20 protein-coding genes are annotated in these 25,016 nt (G+C 72.3%); 9 read left to right on the top strand and 11 right to left on the bottom strand.

The features are described from left to right. Positions 1-112 precede the first annotated feature (112 nt). From ACFFXY_RS11535 to ACFFXY_RS11520, 4 genes are all read left to right on the top strand, one after another. A complete protein-coding gene (locus ACFFXY_RS11535; RefSeq protein WP_382349987.1) occupies positions 113-559 on the top strand; it encodes an Lrp/AsnC family transcriptional regulator in 447 nt (148 codons plus the stop codon). 141 nt (positions 560-700) lie between these two features. Beyond that, entirely contained in the window at positions 701-1,084 is a 384-nt protein-coding gene (locus tag ACFFXY_RS11530) for a group I truncated hemoglobin (protein ID WP_359952650.1), read from the top strand. A gap of 4 nt (positions 1,085-1,088) precedes the next feature. Beyond that, positions 1,089-2,195, top strand: a complete 1,107-nt coding sequence (locus tag ACFFXY_RS11525; RefSeq protein ID WP_382349984.1) for a globin domain-containing protein — start codon at positions 1,089-1,091, stop codon at positions 2,193-2,195. A 13-nt stretch (positions 2,196-2,208) separates the two neighbouring features. Continuing rightward, on the top strand, positions 2,209-2,817 hold the full coding sequence (locus tag ACFFXY_RS11520) for a DivIVA domain-containing protein (protein WP_382349982.1): 609 nt from the start codon (positions 2,209-2,211) through the stop codon (positions 2,815-2,817). A 44-nt stretch (positions 2,818-2,861) separates the two neighbouring features. Here ACFFXY_RS11520 and ACFFXY_RS11515 read toward each other — a convergent pair whose 3' ends face one another. Then, positions 2,862-3,824 carry a phosphotransferase family protein gene (locus tag ACFFXY_RS11515; RefSeq protein ID WP_382349979.1) on the bottom strand — a complete coding sequence of 321 codons (963 nt, stop codon included), beginning with the start codon at positions 3,822-3,824 and terminating at the stop codon, positions 2,862-2,864. 137 nt (positions 3,825-3,961) lie between these two features. Here ACFFXY_RS11515 and ACFFXY_RS11510 point away from each other — a divergent pair, with 137 nt between their 5' ends. The 3 genes from ACFFXY_RS11510 (at position 3,962) to ACFFXY_RS11500 (ending at position 6,967) form a co-directional block, all read left to right on the top strand. Further along, positions 3,962-4,963: an SAM-dependent methyltransferase gene (locus ACFFXY_RS11510; protein ID WP_382349976.1), complete on the top strand. Its 1,002-nt coding sequence runs from the start codon at positions 3,962-3,964 to the stop codon at positions 4,961-4,963. Positions 4,964-5,050: 87 nt separating this feature from the next. Then, on the top strand, positions 5,051-5,899 hold the full coding sequence (locus ACFFXY_RS11505; protein ID WP_382349973.1) for an NmrA family NAD(P)-binding protein: 849 nt from the start codon (positions 5,051-5,053) through the stop codon (positions 5,897-5,899). A 45-nt stretch (positions 5,900-5,944) separates the two neighbouring features. After that, positions 5,945-6,967: a CobW family GTP-binding protein gene (locus ACFFXY_RS11500; protein ID WP_382349970.1), complete on the top strand. Its 1,023-nt coding sequence runs from the start codon at positions 5,945-5,947 to the stop codon at positions 6,965-6,967. Positions 6,968-6,976: 9 nt separating this feature from the next. Here the strand turns inward: ACFFXY_RS11500 and ACFFXY_RS11495 are convergent, their stop codons facing one another. Further along, entirely contained in the window at positions 6,977-8,695 is a 1,719-nt protein-coding gene (locus tag ACFFXY_RS11495; RefSeq protein WP_382349967.1) for an IlvD/Edd family dehydratase, read from the bottom strand. Positions 8,696-8,965: 270 nt separating this feature from the next. On the opposite strand from ACFFXY_RS11495, the gene ACFFXY_RS11490 reads away from it, so the two are divergent. After that, on the top strand, positions 8,966-9,661 hold the full coding sequence (locus ACFFXY_RS11490) for a GTP pyrophosphokinase (RefSeq protein WP_382350626.1): 696 nt from the start codon (positions 8,966-8,968) through the stop codon (positions 9,659-9,661). A 5-nt stretch (positions 9,662-9,666) separates the two neighbouring features. Here the strand turns inward: ACFFXY_RS11490 and ACFFXY_RS11485 are convergent, their stop codons facing one another. Beyond that, positions 9,667-10,845 carry an FAD-dependent monooxygenase gene (locus tag ACFFXY_RS11485; RefSeq protein ID WP_382349964.1) on the bottom strand — a complete coding sequence of 393 codons (1,179 nt, stop codon included), beginning with the start codon at positions 10,843-10,845 and terminating at the stop codon, positions 9,667-9,669. A 102-nt stretch (positions 10,846-10,947) separates the two neighbouring features. On the opposite strand from ACFFXY_RS11485, the gene ACFFXY_RS11480 reads away from it, so the two are divergent. Beyond that, positions 10,948-11,538, top strand: coding sequence for a TetR/AcrR family transcriptional regulator (locus ACFFXY_RS11480; RefSeq protein ID WP_382349961.1), 591 nt, complete (start codon positions 10,948-10,950; stop codon positions 11,536-11,538). On the opposite strand, the gene ACFFXY_RS11475 is transcribed toward ACFFXY_RS11480, so the two are convergent. The 8 genes from ACFFXY_RS11475 to ACFFXY_RS11440 form a co-directional block, all read right to left on the bottom strand. Then, positions 11,535-12,092, bottom strand: coding sequence for a dihydrofolate reductase family protein (locus tag ACFFXY_RS11475; RefSeq protein WP_382349958.1), 558 nt, complete (start codon positions 12,090-12,092; stop codon positions 11,535-11,537). The two genes, ACFFXY_RS11480 and ACFFXY_RS11475, sit on opposite strands and share 4 nt — an antisense overlap. A gap of 47 nt (positions 12,093-12,139) precedes the next feature. Further along, the gene (locus ACFFXY_RS11470) at positions 12,140-13,180 is read right to left on the bottom strand and encodes a WxL protein peptidoglycan domain-containing protein (RefSeq protein ID WP_382349955.1); all 1,041 of its coding nucleotides are present in this window, start codon (positions 13,178-13,180) and stop codon (positions 12,140-12,142) included. Positions 13,181-13,229: 49 nt separating this feature from the next. Continuing rightward, entirely contained in the window at positions 13,230-13,847 is a 618-nt protein-coding gene (locus ACFFXY_RS11465) for a hypothetical protein (protein WP_382349953.1), read from the bottom strand. Positions 13,848-13,903: 56 nt separating this feature from the next. Next, positions 13,904-18,238 carry a family 43 glycosylhydrolase gene (locus ACFFXY_RS11460; protein ID WP_382349950.1) on the bottom strand — a complete coding sequence of 1,445 codons (4,335 nt, stop codon included), beginning with the start codon at positions 18,236-18,238 and terminating at the stop codon, positions 13,904-13,906. Positions 18,239-18,351: 113 nt separating this feature from the next. After that, complete coding sequence (locus ACFFXY_RS11455) at positions 18,352-21,228, bottom strand: immunoglobulin-like domain-containing protein (protein ID WP_382349947.1); 2,877 nt, start codon at positions 21,226-21,228, stop codon at positions 18,352-18,354. Positions 21,229-21,331: 103 nt separating this feature from the next. Continuing rightward, positions 21,332-22,366, bottom strand: coding sequence for an ABC transporter permease subunit (locus ACFFXY_RS11450; protein WP_382349944.1), 1,035 nt, complete (start codon positions 22,364-22,366; stop codon positions 21,332-21,334). Next, complete coding sequence (locus tag ACFFXY_RS11445; RefSeq protein WP_382349941.1) at positions 22,363-23,424, bottom strand: ABC transporter permease; 1,062 nt, start codon at positions 23,422-23,424, stop codon at positions 22,363-22,365. The genes ACFFXY_RS11450 and ACFFXY_RS11445 overlap by 4 nt, the downstream gene beginning before the upstream one ends. Next, on the bottom strand, positions 23,421-24,986 hold the full coding sequence (locus ACFFXY_RS11440; RefSeq protein ID WP_382349938.1) for a sugar ABC transporter ATP-binding protein: 1,566 nt from the start codon (positions 24,984-24,986) through the stop codon (positions 23,421-23,423). Before ACFFXY_RS11440 ends, ACFFXY_RS11445 begins: the two co-directional genes overlap by 4 nt. Positions 24,987-25,016 lie beyond the last annotated feature (30 nt).

Here is a 25,016-nt window from a genome sequence, read left to right as displayed (position 1 = left end):
ACACTATGGCACCGTGCGGGCCGGCGCTGAAGGCGAAGCGCGACACGCGCGGGGCGCGATGAGTTATGTTCGCAACCTGTTCCCTCCATTCCCCTTACGAACGGAAGACCGCATGGACCGCATGGACTGGCGCCTGGTCGAGGAGCTCCAGGCCGACGCCCGCCTCTCCTTCAACGAGCTGGCGCGGCGCGTGCACCTGTCCGCGCCGACGGTGGCCGAGCGGGTGCGCAAGCTGGAGGCGTCGGGCGTCGTCACCGGGTATCACGCCCACGTGGACCCGGCGGCGGTCGGCCTCCCGGTCCAGGCGGTGGTCGTCATGGACTGCTACGGCCCGCGCTGCCTGCTCCGCGACCCCGAGGTGCCCTCCTGGCCGCAGATCCGCCAGCTCTTCCGCATCACCGGCGACGGCTGCTCGGTGCTCGTCGCCGCCGTCCCCTCCATGGCCGAGTTCGAATCCTTCATCGACCGCCTCGCCCGCTACGGCCGCCCCAGCTCCAGTATGGTGCTCTCCCAACCGCTCCCGTGGGGGCCGGTCGCGGCGCCCGCGGAGGCGCCGTGACAGCGAACGGTGACCGTCCACTTACGATTTACTATCGCAACAAGGCAAGTGGTGAAAACATGAGTTTCACTATGGATCTTGAGAGGGATCATAGGTAGGCTCTGGCGCGTATCAGATGTCACGCTTAAGGATGATCGCCCCATGAATGCAGCCGATGAGCAGCAGATGTCCCCGTACGACCGGATCGGCGGCGCGCCCGCCGTCACCGAGGCGGTGGAGCGCTTCTACAAGCGCCTGCTGGCCGACGACGAACTGTCCGGGTTCTTCTCGGGCAGCGACATGCCGCAGCTCAAGCGCCACCAGGTGGCCCTGATCTCCCAGGTCCTCGACGGGCCCAAGTCCTACGCCGGGCGCGAGCTCGCCGAGGCGCACCGGAGCATGGACATCTCGGTCGGCCAGTACAAGGCGGTCGGGGCGCACCTGACGGCGGTCCTCGAAGAGCTCGACGTCCCGCAGGACATCATCGACACCGTCAACGAGGTCCTCGCCTCCGTCGCCCCCGACGTCATCGGGGCGGACGACTAGGCGCATGATCGACGCCGACCGGTTGAAGAAGAACTGGAGCCTGGTCGCCGCCCGCGGCGATCAGGTCCCCCTGTACTTCTACTCGACCCTGTTCCTCTCCTATCCCGAGACGCGCGACCTGTTCCCCATGAACATGGCCGCCCAGCGCGACAAGCTCGTGAACGCGCTCGGGGCCGTCGTCTCCAATGTCGACACCATCGACGCGGTCGTCCCCACCCTCCAGGCGCTCGGCCGCGACCACCGCAAGTTCGGGGCGCTGCGCGGCCACTACCCCGCCGTCGGGGAGGCCCTGCTGGCGACGCTGGAGCACTTCAGCGGCGCGCACTGGACGCCCGCCATCGCCGCCGACTGGGCGGCGGCCTACGAGCTCGTCGCCGCGACCATGGCCGACGCCGCCGACGCGGCCGCGCACTACACGCCGGCCTGGTGGGACGCCGAGGTCGTCGGCCACGAGCGCCGCGACCTGGAGACCGCGATCATCACCATCGCCCCCGGGACGCGCCTCGACTTCACCCCGGGCCAGTCGGTCTCGCTGTGCACGAGCCTGCGGCCGCGCGCCTGGCGCACGTACTCCCCCGCCAACGCGCCGCGCGGCGACGGCACCATCGAGCTCCACGTCAGGGCCGTGGACGGCGGCGAGGTCTCCTCCGCGCTCGTCTCGCTGCTCCGGACCGGCGACTCGCTGCGGGTCGGACCGGCCTTCGGGTCCGGGCTCACCCTGCGGCCGGGCTCGGGCCCGGTCGCCATGATCGCGGGCGGCACCGGCGTCGCCCCGATGAAGGCGCTCATCGAGCAGATCGCCGCGACGCCGCGGCCGGTCAGCCTGTACTGGGGCGCGCGCAGCCCCGCCGGGCTGTACTGCCTCGACCAGATGCAGGCGCTCGCGGCCCGGTTCGAGTGGCTGGAGCTGGTGCCGTGCGTCGACGAGGACCTGTTCGGCTCCGGTGCGCGCGTGGGGTCCCCGGCGGAGCTGGCCGTGGCGCACGGGCGCTGCACGGGAGCCGACGTGTACCTGTGCGGGCCGTCCGGGATGGTCGAGTCGAGCGGGAAGTACCTGGTCGGCGCGGGCGTCAGGGCGGACGCCATCCACTTCGAGCCCGCGGGCGCGTGAGAGAGGACGTTCCATGGTGTACAACTATCGGTCGCGCGATGTGAAGGTCACTGTCGGACAGGTCAACAACGCCAGGTTCTCGATGACCAGCCTGACCCGGCGCGGCTACCAGCCCGACGAGGTGCACCGGTTCCTGGAGCTCGTGGCCGACGAGCTGGCCAGCCGCGACCAGCGCGAGGCGGCCCTGCGCACCGACGCCGAGAAGCTGAAGGAGGCGCTGCGGTCCTGGCAGTCGCAGCAGAGCTCCCTGCGCTTGCAGGCGACCCTCCCGACCACGCCGACCTCGACGGCCGTCAACCTGGTCTCGCAGGCCCAGCAGCAGGCCGAGAGCTACGTCAACCAGGCACAGCACTACTCCCGGCAGATCATCGCGCAGGCGCGGTCCCAGGCGTCGGAGCTCATGCGCCAGACCCAGGAGCGCGCCAAGGACGAGGCGGACCGCGCCGTCGCCGAGTACCGCCGCGACAACGCCGGGCGGCGCAACCAGGAGGCCGAGGACCGCATCAGGCAGCTCGTGCGGGCCCGCAGTTTCCTTGAGGCCGTGGAGGTCGCTGAGGAACAGCTCCGACTCACCCGCGAAGGCCTGGAACAGGAAGTCGCGAAGCTCCAGAACGAGAGCTGAGCACAGGTGAAAAGGCGGGGGGTCCCGGAGCCGGGACCCGCCGCCTAGCCGTGGAGCCGCCAGCGCCCCGCGCCGGCGAGTTCGGCGCTGAGCCGGTCGGCGGCTTTGCGGACGCCCGCGCGGTCGCCGACGGCGAGCGTCCAGGTGAAGTGGCCGATCATGACCCTGACGACAGTGAGATGGCGGAGGGCCGCGAGGGTGGCGGGGTCGAGGGAGGCGCGGCGTTCGCGTCCGGCGAGGAGCCGGGCGGCGGGGGTGTGCGGCGTGTCGAAGAAGCAGTCCCACCAGCCGATGTCGAGGCCGGGCGGGCCGCTCTTCGCGGACTCCCAGTCGATGACGCCGGTGAGGCGGCCGGTGTCGTCCACGAGGAGGTTGGCGGGGCTGTAGTCGCCGTGGACGAGGCCGGGCGCGGCGGCGTCGAGGAAGGGGCGGTGCGCGGCCAGGAGGTCGAAGGACCGGTCGAGGAGGGCGGCGGACTCGGGGTCGATGCCGCGCGCGGCCTCCAGTTTCGGGGCGAGGAGGTCGATGAACCACTCCCCCAGGCGCCCATGCGAACCCCGGAGCCCCTCGGTGAGGGAGCCGAAGCCTTCGGTCGGGACGGCGTGGACGGCGGCCAGCGCCTCTCCGGCCCGCTCGACGGCCGCGTGGGCCTCGCGGCGGCTCCGGTCGGCGGCGTAGTCGCGCAGCGGGACGCCGGGCACCCGCTCCTGGACCATCACGGCCGTCTCGCCGTCCGGGGTCGTCTCGACGCCGGTGCGGAGGATCGCGGGGACGGGGACCGCACCGGTGGCGGCGACGCGGCGGAGCACCTCGGTTTCGAGGGCGAAGCGGTTGCGGGCGGGGTCGACGAGGCGCATGATCAGCGGTTCGTCGCGGTCGGCCGCGCATTCGTAGGTGCGGTGGCTGTTGCCGGGCAGGCGGCGGATACGGGTGAGGGGGCCGGTGCCGCATTCGTGCCAGAGGCGTTCGAGGAGGGGCCGATCGCGGGGGGTGATCGGGGCGGGCATCGGCGGGGCCTCTCGTTGCGCGATCGTGAGCTGGGGAAATCGGCTGCGCTAGGATAGCGGGCGCGGATCGGGGCCGGGATCGGCCCGGGGCAGAGGTTGAGGGAATCGGAATGGCATTGCGGAAATCGTTGGTCTCCATGGCGGCGGATTCGATCGGGAACGCCAAGGAGGAGATCTTCCGGAGTGTCGAGGACGCGGTCGAGATGCGGCGGATCGGGGCCGAGTGCGCGATCGTGGAGACGCGGTACTCGACGGCCGAGGACCTGTCCGACATCGTGAACCGGGTGCCGCTGGTGTTCCCGCGGCATGTGACGAACGTGGTCGCGGAGTTCGATCCGTCCGATTCGGGGCTCGCGGACGTGGCCGACGCGGTCGATTCGGCGATCCGGGAGCAGCACCGCTCCCCGGAGGTCTCGCTCCAGGTCTGGCAGAGCGGGAAGACGGTGTACGAGTTCAACCGGCGCGAGGCGTGGGACGAGGCGGCGCGGGTGCTCGGCGATCGCGGGTTCCAGGTGTCGCGGACGGGGGCCGAGTACGCGGTGTCGGTCTGCTACACGCCGAAGACCGCGGTGGTCGGGTTCAACCGGGTCGCCGACAGCCTGAGCTCGTGGCCGGGCGGCGAGGTGCGGCTGTCGCGCCCGCCGGAGCAGGTGTCGCGGGCCGAGTTCAAGCTCGAAGAGCTGTTCAAGGAGTACGACCTGCCGTTCGGGGACGGCGGGACCGCGCTCGACTACGGGGCGGCGCCCGGGGGCTGGACCCGGATTCTCGCCGAGCGGGGGTTCAGGACCACCGCGGTGGACCCCGGGGACCTGGACCCGACGGTGCTCAAGCGGCCCGACGTGGTCCACGAGCGGACGACCGCGGGGAACTACCTGCGCAGCAGCGACCGGCGCTTCGACCTGATCGTCAACGACATGAAGATGAGCCCGGACCGGTCGAGCCAGCTCATGATCGACAGCATCCCGCTGCTCAAGCGGCACGGCATGGGGATCGTGACGCTGAAGACCGGGAGCCGCGGCGTGCTGGCGCAGCTCGACGCGTCGTTCGCGATCCTGCGGCGCGGGTTCACGATCGAGTTCGCGAGGCAGTTGCGGCACAACCGGAACGAAGTGACGGCGGTGCTCCGGTCCCTGGACTGAGCGGCCGGTCCGCGCGCCCCGGGAGGGGCGTGTCCCGTCCGGGGCGCATACTCGGCCGTGGAGTACGGACCGATTGGAGTGCAACGGATGTCAGGGAACGAGTCTGGTTATCTGGTCGCCGGGGCGACCGGGAACGTCGGGGCCGAGGTGGTCCGGGCGCTGGCCGCCCGGGGCCTGCGGGTGAAGGCGCTGGTCCGCGATGCGGGCCGCGCGGCGCTGCCGGACGGCGTCGAGGCCGCCGTAGGGGACCTCGACCGGCCCGAGTCGCTGGAGCCGTGGCTCGGCGGGGTCGCGGGGGCGTTCCTGCTGCCGGGGTTCGCGGACATGCCCGGGGTGTACGAGCGGCTGCGCGGCGCCGGGGTCGAGCGGGTCGTGCAGTTGTCCGGGAGCTCGACGGAGGTCGGGAGCCCGGAGAACGCGGTGACGGCGATGATGATCGGGTCCGAGGCCGCCGCGCGCGAGTCGGGGCTGCGGTGGACCGTGCTGCGGCCCAGCGGGTTCATGTCGAACACGCTGCGGTGGCTGCCGCAGCTCCGCGAAGGCGACGTGGTGCGCGCGCCGTGGGGGGACGTCCCCGTGGCCTGCATCGACGCGGCCGACATCGCGGCGGTCGCGGCCGCGGCGCTCACCGGCGACGGGCACGACGGACAGGTGTACCGGCTGTCGGGGCCCAGGGCGATGGTCCCGGCCGAGCAGGTCGCGGTCCTCGGGGAGGTGCTCGGGCGGCCGCTGCGGTTCGAGGGCCTCACGCTGGAGGAGACCCGGGCGGAGCTGGAGGCGACGATGCCCGAGAAGTACGTGCGGGCGTTCTGGGAGTTCTACGCCGACGGCGTGCTCGACGAGTCGGTGGTCTTCCCCGACGTCGAGCGAGTGACCGGGCGCCCACCCCGGACGTTCGAGGAGTGGGCGCGGGCCCACTCGGAGGATTTCGCGTAGCCGACGCTCGTCCGGCGGAGCCCGGGGGCCGACTACGGTGTACGGGTGGCGAAGGACGAGGGCGGGCGGGACCGGCGCGTGCCGGTGGTGGTGCTCGCGGGCTATCTGGGCGCGGGCAAGACGACGATGCTCAACCACCTGCTGTGCCGGCCGGGGGCCCGGGTCGGGGTGGTGGTCAACGACTTCGGCGAGGTGAACGTGGACGCCGGGCTCGTGACCGGGCAGGTCGACGAGCCGGTCTCGATCGCCGGGGGCTGCCTGTGCTGCATCGAGGACCTGGGCGCGCTCGACGCGGCCCTGGAGCGGCTCACGCATCCGCGGTTCGGCCTCGACGTGGTCATCGTGGAGGCCAGCGGCATCGCCGAACCCGGGGCGCTCGCGAAGATGGTCTACTTCAGCGGCGTCAAGCGGGTGCGGCCCGGCGGGGTCGTGGACGTGGTCGACGCCGTGGAGTACTTCAACACCGTCGACCGCAACACGAACCCCCCGGCCCGGTTCGGGGCCGCGACGCTCGCGGTCGTCAACAAGTGCGACCGGCTCCCCGCGGAGGGAGCGGAGGAGGCGCTGGCCGCGATCGAGGCCCGCATCCGCACCGCGAACCCGGACGTCCACATCGTGCGGACCTCAAGGGGCCGCATCGATCCGGCGCTGGTGTACGACACGGCCTCGGCGGAAGACCCCGAGGACGAGCTGCCGCTCGCGGCGCTGGCGCGCGAGGCGCACGGGGACGGGGCCGGGCACTCGCATGCAAAATCGGTGACGGTGCGGGCGACGGGTCCGGTGGGCCCGGCGGCGCTCCTCGGACTGCTGGAGCGGCCGCCGCCGGGCGCGTACCGCATGAAGGGCGTGCTGTCGGTGGCGGCCGGTTCGCGGACCCGCGGGGTCCTGGTCAACGTCGTGGGCGGGCAGATCGACCTCGCCGCGCACGAGGCGGGCCCGGGCGGGGAGCTGGTCGCGATCGGGGCGCACCTGGACGCCGAGGCCGCGCGGGCCCGGATGGAGCGGGCGCTCGCGCCTTCGGACGACGCCGCGGGGCTGCGGCAGCTGATGCGCTACCGGCGCGGGTAGCGAACGGGCTCAGTGGGATTCGCGGTGGACCTCCGAGCCGCTCGATCCCTGGAGGAAGTCGAGGTCGGCACCGGTGTCGGCCTGGGTGACGTGGTCGATGTAGAGGCGCTCCCAGCCGCGGGCGGGCTTGGCGTACCCGTCGAGGGTGGTGGCGCTCGGCGCGCGGGCGGCGAGTTCGGCCGCGGGGACGTCGATGTCGAGGCGCCGGGCGGCGACGTCGAGGACGATGGTGTCGCCGGTCCGCACCAGGGCCAGGGGGCCTCCGGCGGCGGCCTCGGGGGTGACGTGGAGGACCACGGTGCCGTAGGCGGTGCCGCTCATGCGGCCGTCGCAGATGCGGACCATGTCGCGGACCCCTTGCTCCAGCAGCTTCTTGGGCAGCGGCAGGTTGGAGACCTCGGGCATCCCGGGGTAGCCCTTGGGGCCGCAGCCGCGCAGGACCAGCACGGTGTCGGCGTCCACATCCAGATCGGGGTCGTCGATGCGGTCGCGGAAGTCCTCGATGGAGTCGAACACGAGGGCGCGGCCCCGGTGCTGGAGCAGGTGCGGCGAGGCCGCCGAGGGCTTGACGAGGGCGCCGCCGGGGGCGAGGCTGCCGCGGAGCACGGCGATCCCGGCGGCCTTCTGGAGCGGCTCGCCGCGCGGGGCGATGACGTCCTCGTCCCAGATCCGGGCCTCGTCCAGGTAGGACACGAGGGGCGCGCCGGTGACGGTGAGCGCGTCCGGGTCGAGCAGGTCGCGGACCTCCCGCAGGACCGCGAGGAAGCCGCCGGCGCGGTGGAGGTCGTCCATGAGGTACTTCCCGGCGGGGCGCAGGTTCACCAGGAGCGGCACGTCGGCGCCGATGCGGTCGAAGTCGTCCACGGTGAGGTCGATGCCGAGCCGCCCGGCGATGGCGAGGAGGTGGACGACCGCGTTGGTGGAGCCGCCGATGGCGGCCAGCGCGACGATCGCGTTGTGGAAGCTGGCCTTGGTGAGGAACGTGGAGGGGCGGCGGTCGGCGGCGATGAGCTCGACGGCGAGGCGTCCGGTGCCGTGCGCGGTCTCCAGGAGGCGCGCGTCGGGGGCGGGGGTCCCGGCGAGGCCGGGGACGGTCATGCCGAGGGCCTCGGCGACGAGCGCCATCGTGGAGGCGGTGCCCATGGTGTTGCAGTGGCCCTTGGAGCGGATGGTCGCGGACTCGGACTTGAGGAAGTCGGGTTCGCTGAGCGTCCCGGCCCTGACCTCTTCGGACAGCCGCCAGACGTCGGTGCCGCAGCCGAGGGCCTCGCCGCGGAAGTGGCCGGTGAGCATGGGGCCGCCGGGGACGACGACGGCGGGGAGGTCGACGGAGGCGGCGGCCATGAGGAGCGCGGGGATGGTCTTGTCGCAGCCGCCGAGGAGGACGACGCCGTCCACGGGGTTGGCGCGGAGCATCTCCTCGGCGTTCATCGCGGTCATGTTGCGCCACAGCATGGCCGTGGGTTTGACGAGGGTCTCGCCGGGGGCGGTGACGGGCAGGTTGAGGGGGATGCCGCCCGCTTCGTAGACGCCGTGCTTGACGGACTGGGCAATCTCGTCGAGGTGGGCGTTGCAGGGCACCAGTTCCGAGGCGGTGTTGGCGATGGCGATCTGGGGGCGGCCCTGGAAGGCGCTGTCGGGGACGCCGCGGCGCATCCAGGCGCGGTGGATGTAGGCGTTGCGGTCGGTGCCCTCGTACCACTCGGCGCTGCGCAGCTTCGCGTCCATGTCGTACCTGCTTCCGGGAGGTTGATCGGTACACCAGGAGCATAGTCAGTGCGGCGGACGGAACGTAAGGGTCGATCGCGTCCGAATCCGGGGAGACTTGGGTTACACCGCGTGACCCAGATGACGATGTCGATGCTTTCTGCGGCCTTGACTGGCGCATACGCTCGAATCGTGGATGCAATCCGAGGCGCGTACGACCCCGACGGACACCTCGCCGCCGAGCGCGCGGGCGCGGCGCCCGACGCGCACACGGTCGCGTACGCCCGCCAGATGCGCGAGGACTTCTCCCGCTTCATGATGGCGTACCAGTTCGGCGCGGAGGAGGTGCTCACGAAGGTGGGCATCCTGCGCAAGGAGTTCCTGTACCTGCACCGGTACAACCCGATCGAGCACGTCACCTCCCGGATCAAGTCCCCCGAGAGCATCCTCGACAAGGTGGCCCGGCGCGGGCTCGCGCCCTCGCTCGACTCGATCCGCGAGCACATCACCGACATCGCGGGCGTGCGCATCACGTGCAGCTTCATCGCCGACACCTACCGGGTGCTCGACGCGCTGACCTCCCAGGACGACGTGCGGGTGCTCACCGTCAAGGACTACATCGCGGCGCCGAAGGCCAACGGGTACAAGAGCCTCCACGCGATCATCGAGATCCCGGTGTTCCTGTCGACCGGCCCGGTGCCGGTGGTCGTGGAGGTGCAGATCCGGACCATCGCGATGGACTTCTGGGCGAGCCTGGAGCACAAGATCTTCTACAAGTACGACGGCGCGGTCCCCGCGCACCTGGCCGAGGAGCTCTCCGAGGCCGCGGCGGCGGCCGAGCACCTCGACCGCCGCATGGAGCAGCTCCACGCCGAGGTGCACGGCTCGCCCGCGGCGATCGCGAACGAGCCCGCGAGCGCCGAGCTCGACGAGGCCCTGCTGCAACGCCTGTGGGAGCTGTCGCAGCGGCACGCCGAGGCGAACTGACCGTCTTACTTCGCGGCGCGGGCCGCGCGCAGCATGAGGCCGCGGAGCGCGGGCACCCTCATGGCCCGCATCGCGGCCTCGTTCATCCAGACGTGGCCCTTGGTGGGCGGCGCGAACTGGGCCATGCCGCGGCGGGCGAGGGCCTGGCGCTTGGCGGTCTCGGGGCGCAGCCCCGCCTCCCAGGACTTGAGCGCGGCCGGGACGTCCGCTTCTCGGTCGAGGGCGTCGCCGAGGCGGTCGGCGCCGCTCATCGCCAGGGCCGCACCGTAACCGGCGAAGAGGGTGACGCACCAGGCGGCGTCGCCGAGGAGTGCGACGCGGCCGCTGCTCCAGGAGTCCAGGCGGACCTGGGAGGCGCTGTCGAAGTAGGCGGGGCCGGGGCCGGGGTCGGCGCGCAGGCGGCGCAGGGCGTCGGGGACGCCGCCGCCGAGGTCGCCGAAGGCCTCCGAGAGCGCCCGCGCGGGGCCGAGCCGCAGCTGGGCGGCGGTGTCGGTGGTGCGGTAGGCGAAGAACGCGGAGGACCGGCCGGGGCCGAGGCTGATGACCGCGGCGGTGCGGCCGGGCCCGATGTAGGTGGTGCCGGTGCCCGCTTCGAGTCCGGCGGGGGACGCGTCGAGGGGGATCGCGCCGACCATGTGGCCCATGTCGACCAGGGGGTCGGGCGCGGCGGCGAAGGCGAGTCCGCGGGTGCCGGAGTGGAGGCCGTCGGCGCCGATCAGGAGGTCGGCGCGTTCGGTGCGGCCGTCGGAGAGGACCGCGGTGACGCCGTCGGGGTCCTGCTCGATCGCGGCGGCGGTGGTGCCGAAGCGGATCTCGGCGAGGTCGCGGACCGCTTCGTACAGCGCGGCTTCGAGGTCGCCGCGGAAGACGGTGAGGGCGCGGGGGCCGACCGAGGCGGCCACGATCTCCTTGGGGACGGCGAACTTCGCGGTGCCGTCGGCGCGGACGATGACCGAGGTGAACAGGCCGAGGTCGCGGTCCTTGAGCGCGGGCACGAGCCCGAGGCGCTCGGCGGCGTCGAAGCCGCCGTCGACCAGGTTGACCATGTAGCCGCCGCTGCGGCGCCCGGGGGCGCGCTCCACGATGAGCGTCCGCCAACCGGACCGGTGCAGGCGCAGCGCGGCGGCCAGTCCGGCGATGCCAGCGCCGCAGATCAACGCGCGCCGGGTTCCCGACGTTCCCATGTGCGACTCCTCACGAGTATGAGCATGTGTTCATTCTCAGTATGAACGACTGCTCATCCCCGATGCGGGCGGGTGGGCCGCAGCGCCGATAGACTGGGACGCGTGCCCAGAGGTATCGCGATCCCCCAGCTCAGGCAGCATCTGTTCAGCGCCGCGGAGACCGTGGTGCTGCGCGAGGGCCCGGCGAAGCTCTCCGGGCGGGCCGTCACGGTCGAGGCCGGGGTCGCCACCGGGATCATCTACACGCACTTCGCGGACTTCGACGGGTTCCTGGCCGCCTACGCGGTCGACCGGTCCTTCACGATCGCCGCCGCGCCCGCGTTCGCCGAGCGCCTCGGCACCGGCAAGGTCGCCGCGAACCTCGCCGACGGGCTCGCCGCCGTCCCGGGGCCCGCACTCACCGCGCTGGCCCGGCTGCTGGCGACGCGGCCGGAGCTGACGGCGCGCGTCGAGGAGGTCCTGGGCGCGGGCGGCTCCGGGATCGACGCGCTCGAACGCGCCGCCGCCGAGTACCTTGCGGCGGAACAGGTTGCGGGACGGCTCGGTGCGGCGGCCGAACCGGGGGCGCTGGCGCTGGCCGCCGTGAGCGTGCTGCACCGGCTGGTGCTGGCCGGTGCGACGGACCTCGACCGGCTCCGGAGCGCGGTCGCGGCGCTAATCGCGGGCGCGGCGGGGCGCACGGCCCCGCGTTAGCGCTTGGGCACGAACCGCATCGCCGTCGCGCCCGAGGCGAACTTCTGGGTGCCCACCAGGGTCAGGTCGACGTAGGCGGCGAGGCCCTTGAACGGCGTGGGGCCGTGGCCCGCGATGCGCGGGTGGACGATGAACTCGTACTCGTCGATGAGCCCGGCGTCCGCCAGCGCGAGCGGCAGGGTCACGCCGCCGACGTAGAGGCCGTTCTCGTACCGGTCCTTCAGGCGCCGCACGGACTCGACGAGGTCGCCCTCCACGAGTTCCGCGTTCCAGTCGGGCGCTTCGAGGGTGCTGGAGACGACGTATTTGCGCTTGGCGTCGATAGCGCGGGCGAACTCGCCCATCGACGGGTCCATCCAATCGGGCAGCTCGCCGGAGGCGGGCAGGCGCCAGGCCTCCTCCATCATCGTGTAGACGACGCGTCCGAAGAGGAGGGCGTCGGCGCGGTCGATGATCTCGGCCGAGTATTCGTGCAGCTCGTCGTCGGCGATGCCCGCGCGGTGGTCGCAGCAGCCGTCCACAGTGACGTTGATCGAGTATCGAAGGGCTCCCATGGCGCGAGCGTACCAACGGGGGCCGACATTCCCGCGGGATGCGCCGGTCACCCGGCGGCGGGCTCCTCCTCGGCTTCGCGGCGGCCCTCCTCGCGGGCCTCGGCGAGGAGGGCCGCGAGGCGGGCGCGGGAGCGGCGGCGGCCCCGGAGGGTCGAGGCGACGAGGAGGCCGATGCCCGCGAGGGCGATGAACTGGGGCCAGGGGAGGGCCCAGAACCCGGCGTCGGCGGCGACCGGGTCGACCGCGGCGCCGTCGCCTTCACCGACGACCGCGGGGGTGGCGTCGAGCGAGGCGGGGACGTAGACCAGGGGCCACACGTCGTCAACGGTGACGGTGAAGGTGCGCCGGTCCCCCGGCAGGAGCTCCTGGTCGATCTCCCCGGGACCGGGGAACGCGGCCTCGGCGCCCGCGGCGGTGAGGGCGCCGGTGACGAGGAGGCGGGCGTTGCCGGTGTTGACCACGGTGAAGGTGACCCGGGCGCTGCCGGGGGCGAAGGGGTTCCAGGACAGGCCGTAGGAGGAGGAGACGTCCTCGATGGAGGCGGCGGGCGCGAGGTCGCCGGTCACGCGGGTCATGACGCGGAAGCCGACGCGCGACTCCACCCCGACGGCGGCGCCGTCGGCGCCGACCTGCTCGGACAGGACCGAGGCGGCGATGCCCGCGGCGTGGTCGCCGGGGGTCGCGTTGTCGGGGACCGTGGTCGTGAACGGGACTACGGCGGTCTCGTCGGGGCCGACGGTCACCGTCTCCTGGACGTCGATCCAGAGTCCGGCGTCCACTGAGGGCTCGTGGGAGGGGAGCATGCTGAAGCGGCCGTTGTCCTGGAAGAAGCCGTCGGCCGTGGTGAGGGCGAAGGTGACCTCGGTGTCGGAGAGGTTGCGGACCGCCATGTGCTCGGTCGCGCTCGCGCCCGGGTCGAGTTCCTGCTCGACCCAGGCGCGGCCGTCCTCGCCGGCGGCGTCGGCCGGGCGGACCGACCAGGTGACCGTGGCCGCGTCGTCGTTCGTCTGCGCCGCAACTGGAGTGGCGGGGACAGCCAGGAGCAGGAGGGCGGAGAGGGGCAGGGCGCGGAGGATCGGGGAAGCCATGGCGGGCCTTTCACGCCGGGCGGGCACCGGAGCGCCCGCCCGGGCGGTCTCATTCGAACAGGGAGAGGGTGATGGTGGAGGTGTAGTTCCCGGGCTCGGTCCCGGCGGGGACCTGGAGGGTGAGCTCCGCGCCGGCCTCCCACGTGCCGATCGCATCGTCGCTGGTGAGCGCCATGGCGAGGAGTTCGCGGCCCTGGAGGCCGACGTTGTTCGGGGCCTCGTCGGCGTCGAGGGCGGGGGCCACGTCGGGGCCGACGGCGACGGCACCGGAGCCGTCGTCCGCGAGGGTCGGGGACCAGCCGAGGTTCTCGGCGCCGATGGGGTCCTGGCCCGCGTCGCCGGTGAAGCTCGAAGCGGTGCCCTCGACCCACCAGAACGCGCCGTCGGGGATCTCGTCGGCCGCGCGCGTGTCGGTCACGGTGACGGTGGGGAGTTCGCCGGTGAACTGGCGGACCGTGCCCGTGGAGCCGTCCTCGACCAGGGTCGCGGTCGTGCCGTCCACGCTCATGGCGAGCACGCCTTCATCGATGTCTTCGATCGCCACGTTCACGTCCACGTCGGAACCGGAGCCGACCTGGTCCTGCGCGAACGCCGCGCCCGCGACGCCCGCGAGCATCGCGCCGCCGACCGCAGCGACCGACGCCCGTTTCACTGTTCCACGATTCATCAGGGGTCCTTTCAGGGTTCGGTTCCGGGGGGCGGGGCCCGCCCCCCGGGAAGGGTTCAGCCGCAGTCCGCCGCGGCGTAGGCGGTCTCCAGGGTGAAGACGGCGCCGTTCCTGTCGGTGGCGGTCACCGTGACCGCGCCCGCTGGAATCTCGGCCGTGCGGGTCGTGTACGCGCTCGAATTGACGCCTCCGGAGCCGAGGGCCCTGAACGTCCTGTCGCCGTAAGGGGTCGAGACGTGGAGGCCCACGGTGCCGTCGCTGTCGTTCCCGACCGAGACGGTGAGCACGACCTTGCCTGCGACGCAGCGCGAACCGAGGGTCACGCTGATCTGCGGGCCGACCGGTTGCGGCGCGACGCTGGTGAGCGTCGGGACGACGGGCTGGAAGAGGCCGTCCTCGCCGATGTCGAGCACGTCGATCGTGGTCTCGCGGTGGGTGCCGTCGCCGCCGGAGAGGGCGAACCGGTGGTAGGCGATGTACCAGTCGTCCGTGCCGGGCACGTTGAGGATCGAGCTGTGGCCGGTGGCGCGGATGCCGAGCGAGGTGTCCTTCTGGAGGATCACGCCGCGGTAGGTCCACGGGCCGTCGAGGCTGGTCGCGGTCGCGTACCCGACGCGGTAGTTCTCGGAGCCGGTGTCGTCGATGGAGTACGTGAGGTGGTACAGGCCCTCGCGGTAGTTGAGGAAGACGCCCTCGCGGAAGTCGGTCAGGCCGGAGATCCGCTTGAACGTGCCGGTCTTGATCGAGACCATGTCGTCGTTCAGCTCCGCGATGACCGGGCCGCTCGTGGCGCTGCCGTTGCCCCACGCGAGGTAGTACCTGCCGGAGACCGGGTCGTGGAAGGCCGCCGGGTCGATCGCCTGGCCGGAGGTGACGGCCTCGTTGTTGAGGATCATCGCCGCGGGCTGGGCGGTGAAGGGGCCCTCGGGGCTGTCGGCGACCGCGACGCCGATGGTCTTGCGGTTCAGGGCGGTGTTGTGGCCGCTGAAGTAGAAGTAGTACTTCCCGTCCCGCTCGATGATCGTCGGCGCCCACGCGTTGCCGCTCGCCCAGGGGACGTCGCCGCTCGCGCCGTCCAGGGTGAGGATCGGCTCCTCGGAGCGGGTCCAGTCCACGAGGTCCTTCGAGGACCAGACGTAGAAGTCCTTCCCGCCCCAGCCGGAGTGGCCGTCGGTGGTGGTGTAGAGGTAGTAGGTGTCGCCGAAGACGGCGATGTTCGGGTCGGCGTAGAGGCCGGGCAGGACGGGGCTGTTCACGACCTGGGCGGAGAACGTCCAGGTGGTGGACTCGCCTGCGGCCGTGACGGTGTACTCGACGGGCGCGGAGAGGTCCACGGCCGTGCCGGAGGCGGGCGACGCGGTCGCGCCCGTAGCGGTCGTGAACGTCGGCGCGAGGGAGGTGACGTCGGTGCCCGGGACGACCGGGAGGACGACGGTGCGCGCGTCCATGTCGATGAGCGGGGCCGTGGCCAGCGCGGCGGGGTCGGTGAGCGACACGTCGGTGACCGCGCCGGTGGCCCCGGCCCGGTCGAGGACCTCGGCGGGGCTCAGGGCCCGGTCGTAGATCGCGAAGGACCTGAACCTGCCCTTGAAGCGGCCGTCCTGCTCGTACAGGGAGCGGCCGAGGTAGTTGGCCCAGGTCTCGCCGCCGGAGATGTCGCCGGGGTCGACGGTGACGCCGTCCTTCGTGGAGACGAGCACCCCGTCGAGGTAGAGGCGGGCGGTGTCGCCTTGGAGGGTGTAGGTGAGGTGGGCCCAGCGGCCGCGCGGGAGCGCGGCGCCGGAGCTCGCGGTCTGCTCCTCGGTGTAGGTGCTGGTGGTGATGGAGGTGCGGTACGAGCCGTCGCCGGTGGTGAAGAGGTACCCGCGTCCGCTGCCCGCGGCGTCGGTGTTGCCGAGGCCCCAGATGAAGTAGTTGCCGGACTGGGCGGTGTCGACCCACACGTCGGCGTCCACGGAGATGTCGGTCAGGCCCGCCATGAGGTCGTCGGGCAGGTCCACGGAGTCGTCGGTGCCGTCGAAGACGAGCGCGCCGTCGGACCAGGTCGCGCCGTTGATCTGGGCGTCGCGGCCGTTGCCGGAGGCGTCGGCGAGCACGGTGCCGGAGCCGTTCGCGAAGTCGTAGTCCACGATCTGGCCGTCCTCGTTGGAGGCGATCGGGGCGCGGCCCTCGTAGAGTCCGGCGAGTTCGGCGGCGGTCACGGGGATGACGGTGCCGTGGCGGGGGCTCGCGGGGAGGTCGTAGTCCTCGGCGACGGTCCACCCGCCCGCGGCGATGTCGTCGGTGGTCAGCGGGATGTAGCCGCGGCCGCCGTACTCGTCGACGAAGAGGTAGTGCTTCCCGCCGCCGTTGACGTCGCCGGGGTTGGCTTGGAAGATCGAGGGGCCCTCGACGGCGCTCGTGCCCGCGTCGCGGCCGATGCAGGAGTCGATCATGGACCACTGGTCGAGCGGGGCGCGCAGGGAGGTCGAGGACTCCTGGATGATGTCGGAGCACCCGGTGGTCCCGGCGCCCTCGTCCTTGGTGAAGCGGTAGTAGACGCCGTCGTCCAGGGTCACGGTGGAGTCGATGCGGGACATGCCGTCCTGCCAGATCCGCGGCTCGCTGAAGGTGGTGAAGTCGCGGGTCGTCGCGTACATCATGCGGTTGTAGGTGCTGCCGGTGTGGGCCGGGTCGTCCTCCGCGTAGAGCTTGGAGGCCCAGAACACGACGTACGCGCCGAGGCCGGTGTCGTAGTAGGCCTCGGGGGCCCAGGTGTTGCCCGCGGTCTCGGGCGAGACGAGGACGTGCCGCTGCGCCGACCAGTTCACGAGGTCGTGCGACTCCCACACTTCGAGGTATCGACTGCCCTGGCGCTGGGAGGCGTCCCAGGAGGTGCCCGAGCCGATGGAGAGGTCGGTGGCGATGAGGTAGAACGTGTCGCCTTCGGGCGAGCGGATGATGAACGGGTCGCGCAGGCCCTGCTCGCCGTATTGCGAGGAGAGCACGGGCAGGCCGCCGTTCAGCTCGTTCCAGGCGAGGGCGTTGTTGCCGTCGCTGGCGGCGAAGTGGACGTTCTCCCCCGCGACGGTGTTGCCGGTGAAGTACGCGAACGCGTAGCCCTCGTACTCGGCCTGCTCGTGGGCGGCGCGCACGGTGAGCGGGAAGTCGCGGGAGAGGCCGCCGGTGCTCGCGGTGAGGACCACGTCCTGGTCGGCGGCGGCGCGGGTGACGACGCCGGGGGCGATGTCGCCGTCGGCCTCGGTCGAGACGATCCCGTCGCGGGACGCGGTCCAGGCGATCGGGCTGCCGGTGACGGCGCCGGTCTGCGGGAGGTCGATGTTGCCGCGGACGTCGTCGGCGCCCGGGATGGCGATGGCGTCGAGGTCGGCCTGGTAGTCGGCGTCGCCGGTGGCGGGGATGGTGGCGGTGAACTCGCGCGTGGCCGTGGCCGAGCCCTTGACTGCTGTGGCGGTGAGGGTCACTTCGACTGTGCCGCTTGCTGGTCGGGTGACCTGTCCGGAGTTGGAGACGACGGCTTCGTCGCTGCTGGCCCAGGTGATCTGCGAGCCGTTGGGCGCGGCGGTGGGGAGGGCGAGGTCGGCGGTGACGTTCGCGAGGTCGCCGAGGCCGATGGCAGCGAGGTCGCGCTGCACCTTCGCCTCGTCGGTGGGATGGAGCGCCGCGACTTCGGCGGCGGTGAGGGCGGTGTCGTAGATGCGGAAGTCGCGCACGGAGCCCGCGAGGTACTTGTCGGCGGCGTAGTTCGAGCGTCCGATGTAGTTCGCGGTGGTGGCGCCGCCGCCGATCTGCGCGGGGGTGACGGTGACGCCGGTGTTCCGGGCGACCTGGACGCCGTCGAGGTACACGGTGGCGGTGTCGGTGGCGTCGTCGAGCGTGTAGGTGATCGTCTTCCACACGCCGCGTGCGAGGTTCGCGCCGCTGGTGGTGTTCTGCTCCCCCGACCAGTTGCCGGTGGTGATGGCGGTGCGGTAGGCGTTGCCGGTGGAGAACAGGTAGCCGGTGCCGGTGCTCGACGTCGCGGGGTTGCCGAGGCCGTAGATGAAGTAGGGCGTGCCCTGCTCGGCGCGGACGAGGACCTCGGTGCTGACGGTGATCGAGGTGAGCCCGGCGAGGAGGTCGTTGGGGAGCTTGACGTGGTCGTCGGCGCCGTCGAGGCGCAGGCCCTCGCCACCGGTGAGGGTCGCGCCGCCCGCGATCACGGCGTCGCGGCCGTTCCCGGAGCTGTCGGCGGCGACGGTGCCGGTGGTCTCGTCGAGCGCGTAGTGCGCGACGAGGTGGTCCTCGGCAGCGGCATGGGCCGCACTGGCGCCGGAGACGGCCATGCCGAGTGCCGTTGCGGCGGCGAGGGAGCGGAGCGTGAACCGGCCCGCGCGGGTTGAGGCGACCATGCGCTCTCCTTCAGGGGGAAGCGGCAACGGCATTGTTACCGGTACCAGTTACGAGTGGTGTCAGGTGGTCTGGGCCGGAACCCGCGGCCCGGCCTCGCGGCCGGGCCGCGGGTTCAGCCGCAGTCGGTTGCGGGATAGGCGGTGTCGAGGACGGCGCCGCCCGCTGCGGCGGTGACGGTTCCGGCGGCGACGGCGGCCTGCCGCGTCGTGAACGCGGCGGACGCGGCGGCTCCGGGCGCGATGGCGGTGAGGGTCTTGGCACCGAAGCCGGAGGAGAGCGCAATGTCGACAGTGGTACTGCCGAGGTTCGCGGCGGTGACGACCACCGTGGCCTTGCCCGCGAGGCACCGCACGGAGGCGGTGAGCTGGAGCGGGGCGGTCACGGTCACGTGGGCGGTGACCGGGGCGCGCGAGTCGTCCTGCGCGACGCCGGCGACGGTGAACGTGCCGGGCCGCGCGTACTGGGCGGCGTCGACCGCGTCCCAGTCGACCGCCACGTCCTGCACCGAGCCGTCGGCCTTCGTCAGGTGCGCGCCGGGCAGGACCGGGGCGGTGCCCGCGCGGGTGGTGACCGCGATCGGCGCGGCGTCGGCGACGGCGAGGTCCGGCGCGAAGGCGGCGAGCACCGCTTCGTACTCGGCGCGCGTCACCGGGACGACGGTGCCGTGGCGGGGCTTGCCGCCGTCGGCGTTCTCCGGGAGACGGTCGCGCAGCGTCGCGCCGACCGGCTCCCACGCGTCGCCGTCGGCGATGTCGGTGGTGGCGAAGGGGATGTAGTGGTCCGGCCCGCCGTGGTAGGAGGGCTGGTCGATGAAGAGGTACCACTCGTAGCCGTTGACGTCGCCCGCGTTGGCGGGGAAGACGCTCGGCCCCTCCCCCTGCGTGAACGCGCCGCCCGGCTCGCCGTTGGGGAGCCCGGTGGCGACCTGGTCCTTCACGAGCGTCCACTCGTCGGCGGGGCCGGTCGCGCCCGGCAGCGCGCCGGTCACGGTGGACAGGAGGTCGTCGGAGCGCTCCTGGCGGATCGTCATCGACGCCTCGTCCTTGATGAACCGGTAGTAGGTGTCGTCCACCTGCGCGATCGTGGCGTCGATGGTGCCGCGGCCGGTGCCGCGCTGGACGTCGACCCACGGCCGCGCCTCGGAGAAGGTCGTGAAGTCGTCGGTCGTCGCGTACATCATGCGGTTGTAGGTGACGGCGGTGCGGTCGGCCGGGTCGGTCGTGTCGTACAGGTTCGAGGCCCAGTACACGACGTACGTGTCGAGTTCCTCGTCCCAGTACGCCTCGGGCGCCCAGGTGTTGCCCGCGTAGTCGCCGGAGACCTTGACGTGGCGCTGCTCGGACCAGTTGACGAGGTCGTTCGACTCCCACACCTCGATGAAGAGCGAGCCGCTGCGCTGCGCGGTGTCGAAGCCGCCCGCGAGGCCGTCCACTTTGAGGTCGGTGGCGAGCATGTAGAACCGGTCGCCTTCGGCGGAGCGGATGATGAACGGGTCGCGCAGGCCCTCGGTGCCCTGGGTCGAGGTGAACAGCGGCTCGCCGTCGTTGAGGGTGTTCCAGCTCAGGGCGTCGTTGCCGCGCGAGGCCGCGAGGCTCACGCGTTCGGCGCCCGCGCCCTCGCCGGTGAAGAAGGCCCAGACGTACGCCTCCTCGTCGGCGTCCGCGGCGGGCAGCGGCTGGAGGGCCAGCGCGACGTCGCGGGTGCGGACGGCGTCGCCGATGCGGGCGGTCGCGGTGACGACCACGGGCACCGGGTCCGCGCCCGCGGCGGGGCGGTCGACCACGAGGGTCAGGGTGCCGTCGGCCGTGCCCTCGCGGAGCGCCACGGGCGCGCCGGAGGGGACGGTCCACTCGATGGCCGAGCCGTTCGCGCCGGTGGTCGGCACGGTGAGGTTGGTGCGCACGTCGTCGGCGCCCGGGATCGCGACGGCGGCGAGGTCGGCGTCCGCCTTCTCGGCGTCGGTGAGGTCTTCGGGCACGGTCACGGTGTAGGTCCGGGTGCGGGATTCGCCTGCGGCCGTGAAGGTCGCGGTCAGGGTGACGACGGCGTCGCCGGAGCCGGGGGACGGCCGAGCGACGGTCGCCGTGCCGCCTTCCACGGTGATCGCGCCGTCGCTGGAGGCCCAGGAGATCGTCGCACCGTAAGACGAAGTGGGCAGCGGGAAATCCGCGGTGGCGGTGGGCTGCAACGCGACGGAGCCGACCGCGCGGTCGAGGGCGCCGTCGCTGTAGAGCGCCTGCGCCGCTTCGGCGTCGAGGGCGGTCCCGTAGACGGCGAGGTCGTCGAAGTCCCCGGCGAAGTACGCGTCCTTGTAGGTGGAGCGGCCGAGGTAGGCGACGAGGTTCGCGCCGAAGTCGGCGACGTCGCGGCCGATCGCGTGCTCGGCGGCCTCGACGCCGTTGACGTACAGCGTGAGTTTGCCGTTGGTGCCGTCGATGACGGTGGTGTACAGCGCGGCCCCGGCCGGGGTGCGCAGCCCCGCGGTGGGCGTTGCCGTCGCGCCCGCGCCGGTCTCGGTGGTCCACGGCGCGGCGGCGTTCTCGGCGTTCGTGACCACGGACTTGACGTAGCCGCTCGGGTTGGCGGGGTTGAGGAGCCAGTAGCCGTCCGAGAAGGAGGCCCCGGAGGCGACGGGCGCGCCGATGAAGGCGGCCGCGACGTTGGCGGGGCCGGAGCGGTCGGCGATCCAAGCGGAGACGGTGAGGTCCCGGCGGCCGACGAGGTCGGCGGTGGGGATCTCGACGTACGCGGCGCCGCTTGCGGAGGAGCCGCCGGGGAGGGAGAGCACACCGTCGGCGAAGGTCGCGCCGGTCTGGCGGAGCAGGCCGTCGTTGCCGTTGCCGGACTCGTCGGCGATGGTGGCGCCGTCGGGGGGCGCGGCGTCGAAGGAGTAGTGGAGGAGCGGCGCCTCGTCGGCGGCGTGCGCCGGGGCGGCGAGGCCCAGGGTGAGCGCGGCGATGGCGCCGGCGGCGGCGAGTCGGGGGTGCATGGAGGGTGCCTCTCGTCATTGAGATGGGCTGCTGCGATGGGGCTGGGGTTGGAGGGTCGCCGCGGGCGCACCGCGAATCCGGTGCGCGGTGCGCCCGCGGTGACTATTCGCGCCGTCTGGCGAGGACGGCGCGCTGGAGGAGGACGAACACGAGGAGGATGCCCCCCGTGATGATCGTGGTCGCTTCGGGCGGGATGGAGCCGTCGCGGGTGATGAGGACGTTCATGAGGCCGAGGACGAGCGCGCCGACGACGGAGCCGAGGACGAACCCGGCGCCGCCGGTGAGGAGGGTGCCGCCGATGACGGCGGCGGCGATGGCGTCGAGCTCCCAGCCGATGCCGGTGATGTTCTGGGCGCTGCCGAGGCGGGCGGTGTAGACGACGGCGGCGAGCCCGGCGAGGGAGCCGCTGATGATGTAGACCCACATCTTGGTGGCGGCCACGGGGAGTCCCATGAGCTGCGCGGACTGCTCGGAGCCGCCGATGGCGTAGACGGTGCGGCCGGTGCGGGTGCGGTGGAGCACGAAGAACGCGGCGAGTACGACGACGGCGGCGATGACGACGCCGGGCGTGATGGCGATGTCGTTGACCTTCGGGCCGTCGTAGACCTTGATCTGGGTGCCCAGTTCGCGCACGGGCGAGTCGTCGGCGAGGCGCTCGGGGACGGTGCTGAGGATCGAGGCGAGTCCGCGGCCCAGGAACATCATCGCGAGGGTCGCGATGAACGGCTGGACGTGGAAGTACTGGATGAGGATGCCCGAGACCGCGCCGAAGCCGGTGCCGATGAGGACCATGAGGACCATGGCGAGCCAGGGGTTCCAGCCCGCGTTCATGAGCATGACGCCCGCGACGGAGCTGAAGGCGATGACCGCGCCCACGGAGAGGTCGATGCCGCCGGTGAGGATCACGAAGGTGAGGCCCACGGTCAGGATGATGAGGTGGGCGTTGTTGATGAGCAGGTTGGACAGGGTGTTGAACTGGACGATCCGCCCGTAGGCGGCCTCGCCGTAGACGATCATGCCGAGGAAGATGACGACGGCGGCCGCCGTGGGCAGGGTGTCGAGGTGGAGCGCGAGGCGCTTGGCGAGCGCGCGCACGCCGGTCGGCTCGGTCGCGGGGGCGACGGTCTGGGTGCTCATGCGGCGACGGCCTCTCGCTCGGCGGGGCGGGCGGCCGCGCGGCGCTGACGGAACGCGCGCCGCACCCGCTCCGACTGGAGGAGGCAGAGCACGACGATGACGACGGCTTTGAACGCCGGTGTGGCCGAGGAGGAGACGCCGAGGAACACGACGGTCTTGTCGAGGGTGGCGATGAGGATCGCGCCGACGACGGCCCCGGTGATGTTGAACTTGCCGCCCGCCAGGGACGTGCCGCCGATGACGACGGCGAGGATCGCGTCGAGTTCGAGCTGGTAGCCGGTGCGGGAGACGTCCACGGTCATGACGCTGGCGGTGGCGAACACGCCCGCGAACCCGGCGAGGACGCCGCCGAGGATGTAGACGGTGAACAGGAGCGCGCGGCGGTTGACGCCCGCGAGCCGGGCGGCCTTGGGGTCCATGCCGATCGCTTCGAGCATGAGGCCGAGGGCGCTGCGGCGCACCAGGAGCCCCATGGCGACGGCGAGGAGCAGGGCGAAGAGGAACACGACGGGGAGGCCGAGGACGTAGCCGTTGGCGATCCACCGGAACGTCTCGTTCGTGGCGGCCGTGTTCTGACCGCCGGTGATGACCTTGGCGAGGCCGCGTCCGGCGAGCATGATGACGAGCGTGGAGATGAAGGGCTGGAGGCCGACGACGGACACGAGCAGGCCGTTGACGGCGCCGAGGGCGGCGCTGACGGCGATGACGAGGCCGATCGCGGCGAGGCCGGAGCCGGGGGTGTCGGGGGCGCCGGAGAGGAACTCCATGGAGACGGCCCCGGCGACGACCATGACGGAGCCGACGGACAGGTCGATGCCGCCGGTGGCGACGACGAGGCACATGCCGACGGCGATCAGGACGACCGGCGCGGCGGCGCGGAGGATGTCGATGACGTTGCCGACGAGGTTGCCGGAGGACCCGATGGAGACGGCCAGGTAGCCGGGGTCCTTGACGAGGTTGACGAGGAGCAGCAGCGCGATGGCCACGATGCCCCAGAAGTACTGGCGCCGGACGAGGGCTTTGAGCGCCTCGGCCGGGCCGTGCGCGTGCGCGCTCATGTGGTGGCCTCCTCGCGGACGGCGGTGTCCGCACTCTGGTCGCCGAGGCCGTCCTCGGCGATGACGGTGACGATGGATTCGGCGGACACGCCCGGCCCGCCTTCGAGTTCGGCGATCTTGCGGTGGTCCTTGAGGACGATGATGCGGTCGCTCTGCCTGACGACCTCCTCGATCTCGGAGGAGATGAAGAGGACGGCCAGGCCGTCGTCGGCGAGGTCGGCGACGTACTCCTGGATCTCGGCCTTCGCGCCGACGTCGATGCCGCGCGTCGGCTCGTCGAGGATGAGCAGTTCGGGGTCGGTGGCGAGCCAGCGGCCGAGGAGGACCTTCTGCTGGTTGCCGCCCGAGAGCAGGCGCACGGGCCGCTCGGGGTCGGCGGGCCGGACCCCGAGGGCCGCGAGGTATTTGGCGACGATGGCGTCCTGCTCGCGGCGCGGCAGCGGGCGGGCCCAGCCGCGGCGGGCCTGGACGGCGAGGACGAGGTTCTCGCGGACGGAGAGGTCGCGGACGATCCCCTCGTCGCGGCGGTTCTCGCTGGAGAACGCGATGTGCTTTGCGAGGGCCTTCGCGGGGGTGGTGATCTCGGCCTTCTCGCCGTCGATCGCCACGTCCCCGGTGTCGGGCTTGTCGGCGCCGTACACGAGGCGGGCGAGCTCGGTGCGCCCGGAGCCGAGGAGGCCCGCGAGGCCGACGACCTCGCCGCGGTGGAGCTCGACGTCCATCGCGTCGATCGCGCCCTTGCGGCCGATGCCCTTGGCGGCGTACAGCGGGGGCCCGTCGCCGCGGACACGGCGGGACTCCTTCGCGTCGAGGGACTTCAGGGTCGCGAGGTCGCGGCCGATCATCTTGGCGATGAGCTGGGCGCGTTCGAGCTCGTGGGTGCGGTACTCGCCTTCGGAGCGGCCGTTGCGCAGGACCGTGAGGCGGTCCGAGATCGCGTAGACCTGGTCGAGGAAGTGCGACACGAAGAGGATGGCGACGCCTTGGTCGCGCAGGCTGCGGATGACGGTGAAGAGCTGCTCGACCTCGTTGGCGTCGAGGCTGGAGGTCGGCTCGTCGAGGATGAGGACCTTGCACTGGGCGACCATGGACCGGCTGATCGCGACGAGCTGCTGGAGGGCCAGCGGCAGCGCCGACAACGACTGCTTCGGGTTGAGGTGGCCGAGGCCGAGCTTCGCGAGGGTCGCGGCGGCGGCGCGGTTGGTGGCCCGCCAGTTGATGCCCGCGGGGCCGCGCACCTCGTGGCCGAGCATGACGTTCTCGCCGATGGTGAGGTTCGCGCAGAGGTTGACCTCCTGGTAGACCGTGGAGATGCCCGCGTGCTGCGCGTCGGCGGTCCCGCCGAGGCGCCGCGGCTCGCCCGCGATCCGGATCTCGCCCTCGTCGATCCTGTAGACGCCGGTGAGCGCCTTGATGAGCGTCGACTTCCCGGCCCCGTTCTCGCCCATGAGGGTGTGGACCTCGCCGGGGAAGAGCCTCAGGCCCACGTCGTCGAGCGCCTTGACGCCCGGGAACGCGATCGAGATGCCGACCATCTCGACGATCGGAAGCGATTCTGGCATCGCGTGCTCCACATCCTGTCGCCGCGGCCG

The sequence above is a fragment of the Glycomyces mayteni genome (genome assembly GCF_042428885.1).
Taxonomy (GTDB): domain Bacteria; phylum Actinomycetota; class Actinomycetes; order Mycobacteriales; family Micromonosporaceae; genus Glycomyces; species Glycomyces mayteni.
Note: the sequence above shows the minus strand (reverse complement) of the source record. Positions and strands in the feature narration are given on the sequence as shown.

What these genes read in the sequence shown, in the direction of transcription:
- ACFFXY_RS11535 (WP_382349987.1), top strand. Translation starts at nt 113, where the DNA reads ATGGACCGCATGGACTGGCGCCTGGTCGAGGAGCTCCAGGCCGACGCC.
- ACFFXY_RS11530 (WP_359952650.1), top strand. Translation starts at nt 701, where the DNA reads ATGAATGCAGCCGATGAGCAGCAGATGTCCCCGTACGACCGGATCGGC.
- ACFFXY_RS11525 (WP_382349984.1), top strand. Translation starts at nt 1,089, where the DNA reads ATGATCGACGCCGACCGGTTGAAGAAGAACTGGAGCCTGGTCGCCGCC.
- ACFFXY_RS11520 (WP_382349982.1), top strand. Translation starts at nt 2,209, where the DNA reads ATGGTGTACAACTATCGGTCGCGCGATGTGAAGGTCACTGTCGGACAG.
- ACFFXY_RS11515 (WP_382349979.1), bottom strand. Translation starts at nt 3,824, where the DNA reads ATGCCCGCCCCGATCACCCCCCGCGATCGGCCCCTCCTCGAACGCCTC.
- ACFFXY_RS11510 (WP_382349976.1), top strand. Translation starts at nt 3,962, where the DNA reads ATGGCGGCGGATTCGATCGGGAACGCCAAGGAGGAGATCTTCCGGAGT.
- ACFFXY_RS11505 (WP_382349973.1), top strand. Translation starts at nt 5,051, where the DNA reads ATGTCAGGGAACGAGTCTGGTTATCTGGTCGCCGGGGCGACCGGGAAC.
- ACFFXY_RS11495 (WP_382349967.1), bottom strand. Translation starts at nt 8,695, where the DNA reads ATGGACGCGAAGCTGCGCAGCGCCGAGTGGTACGAGGGCACCGACCGC.
- ACFFXY_RS11490 (WP_382350626.1), top strand. Translation starts at nt 8,966, where the DNA reads ATGCGCGAGGACTTCTCCCGCTTCATGATGGCGTACCAGTTCGGCGCG.
- ACFFXY_RS11485 (WP_382349964.1), bottom strand. Translation starts at nt 10,845, where the DNA reads ATGGGAACGTCGGGAACCCGGCGCGCGTTGATCTGCGGCGCTGGCATC.
- ACFFXY_RS11475 (WP_382349958.1), bottom strand. Translation starts at nt 12,092, where the DNA reads ATGGGAGCCCTTCGATACTCGATCAACGTCACTGTGGACGGCTGCTGC.
- ACFFXY_RS11470 (WP_382349955.1), bottom strand. Translation starts at nt 13,180, where the DNA reads ATGGCTTCCCCGATCCTCCGCGCCCTGCCCCTCTCCGCCCTCCTGCTC.
- ACFFXY_RS11465 (WP_382349953.1), bottom strand. Translation starts at nt 13,847, where the DNA reads ATGAATCGTGGAACAGTGAAACGGGCGTCGGTCGCTGCGGTCGGCGGC.
- ACFFXY_RS11460 (WP_382349950.1), bottom strand. Translation starts at nt 18,238, where the DNA reads ATGGTCGCCTCAACCCGCGCGGGCCGGTTCACGCTCCGCTCCCTCGCC.
- ACFFXY_RS11455 (WP_382349947.1), bottom strand. Translation starts at nt 21,228, where the DNA reads ATGCACCCCCGACTCGCCGCCGCCGGCGCCATCGCCGCGCTCACCCTG.
- ACFFXY_RS11450 (WP_382349944.1), bottom strand. Translation starts at nt 22,366, where the DNA reads ATGAGCACCCAGACCGTCGCCCCCGCGACCGAGCCGACCGGCGTGCGC.
- ACFFXY_RS11445 (WP_382349941.1), bottom strand. Translation starts at nt 23,424, where the DNA reads ATGAGCGCGCACGCGCACGGCCCGGCCGAGGCGCTCAAAGCCCTCGTC.
- ACFFXY_RS11440 (WP_382349938.1), bottom strand. Translation starts at nt 24,986, where the DNA reads ATGCCAGAATCGCTTCCGATCGTCGAGATGGTCGGCATCTCGATCGCG.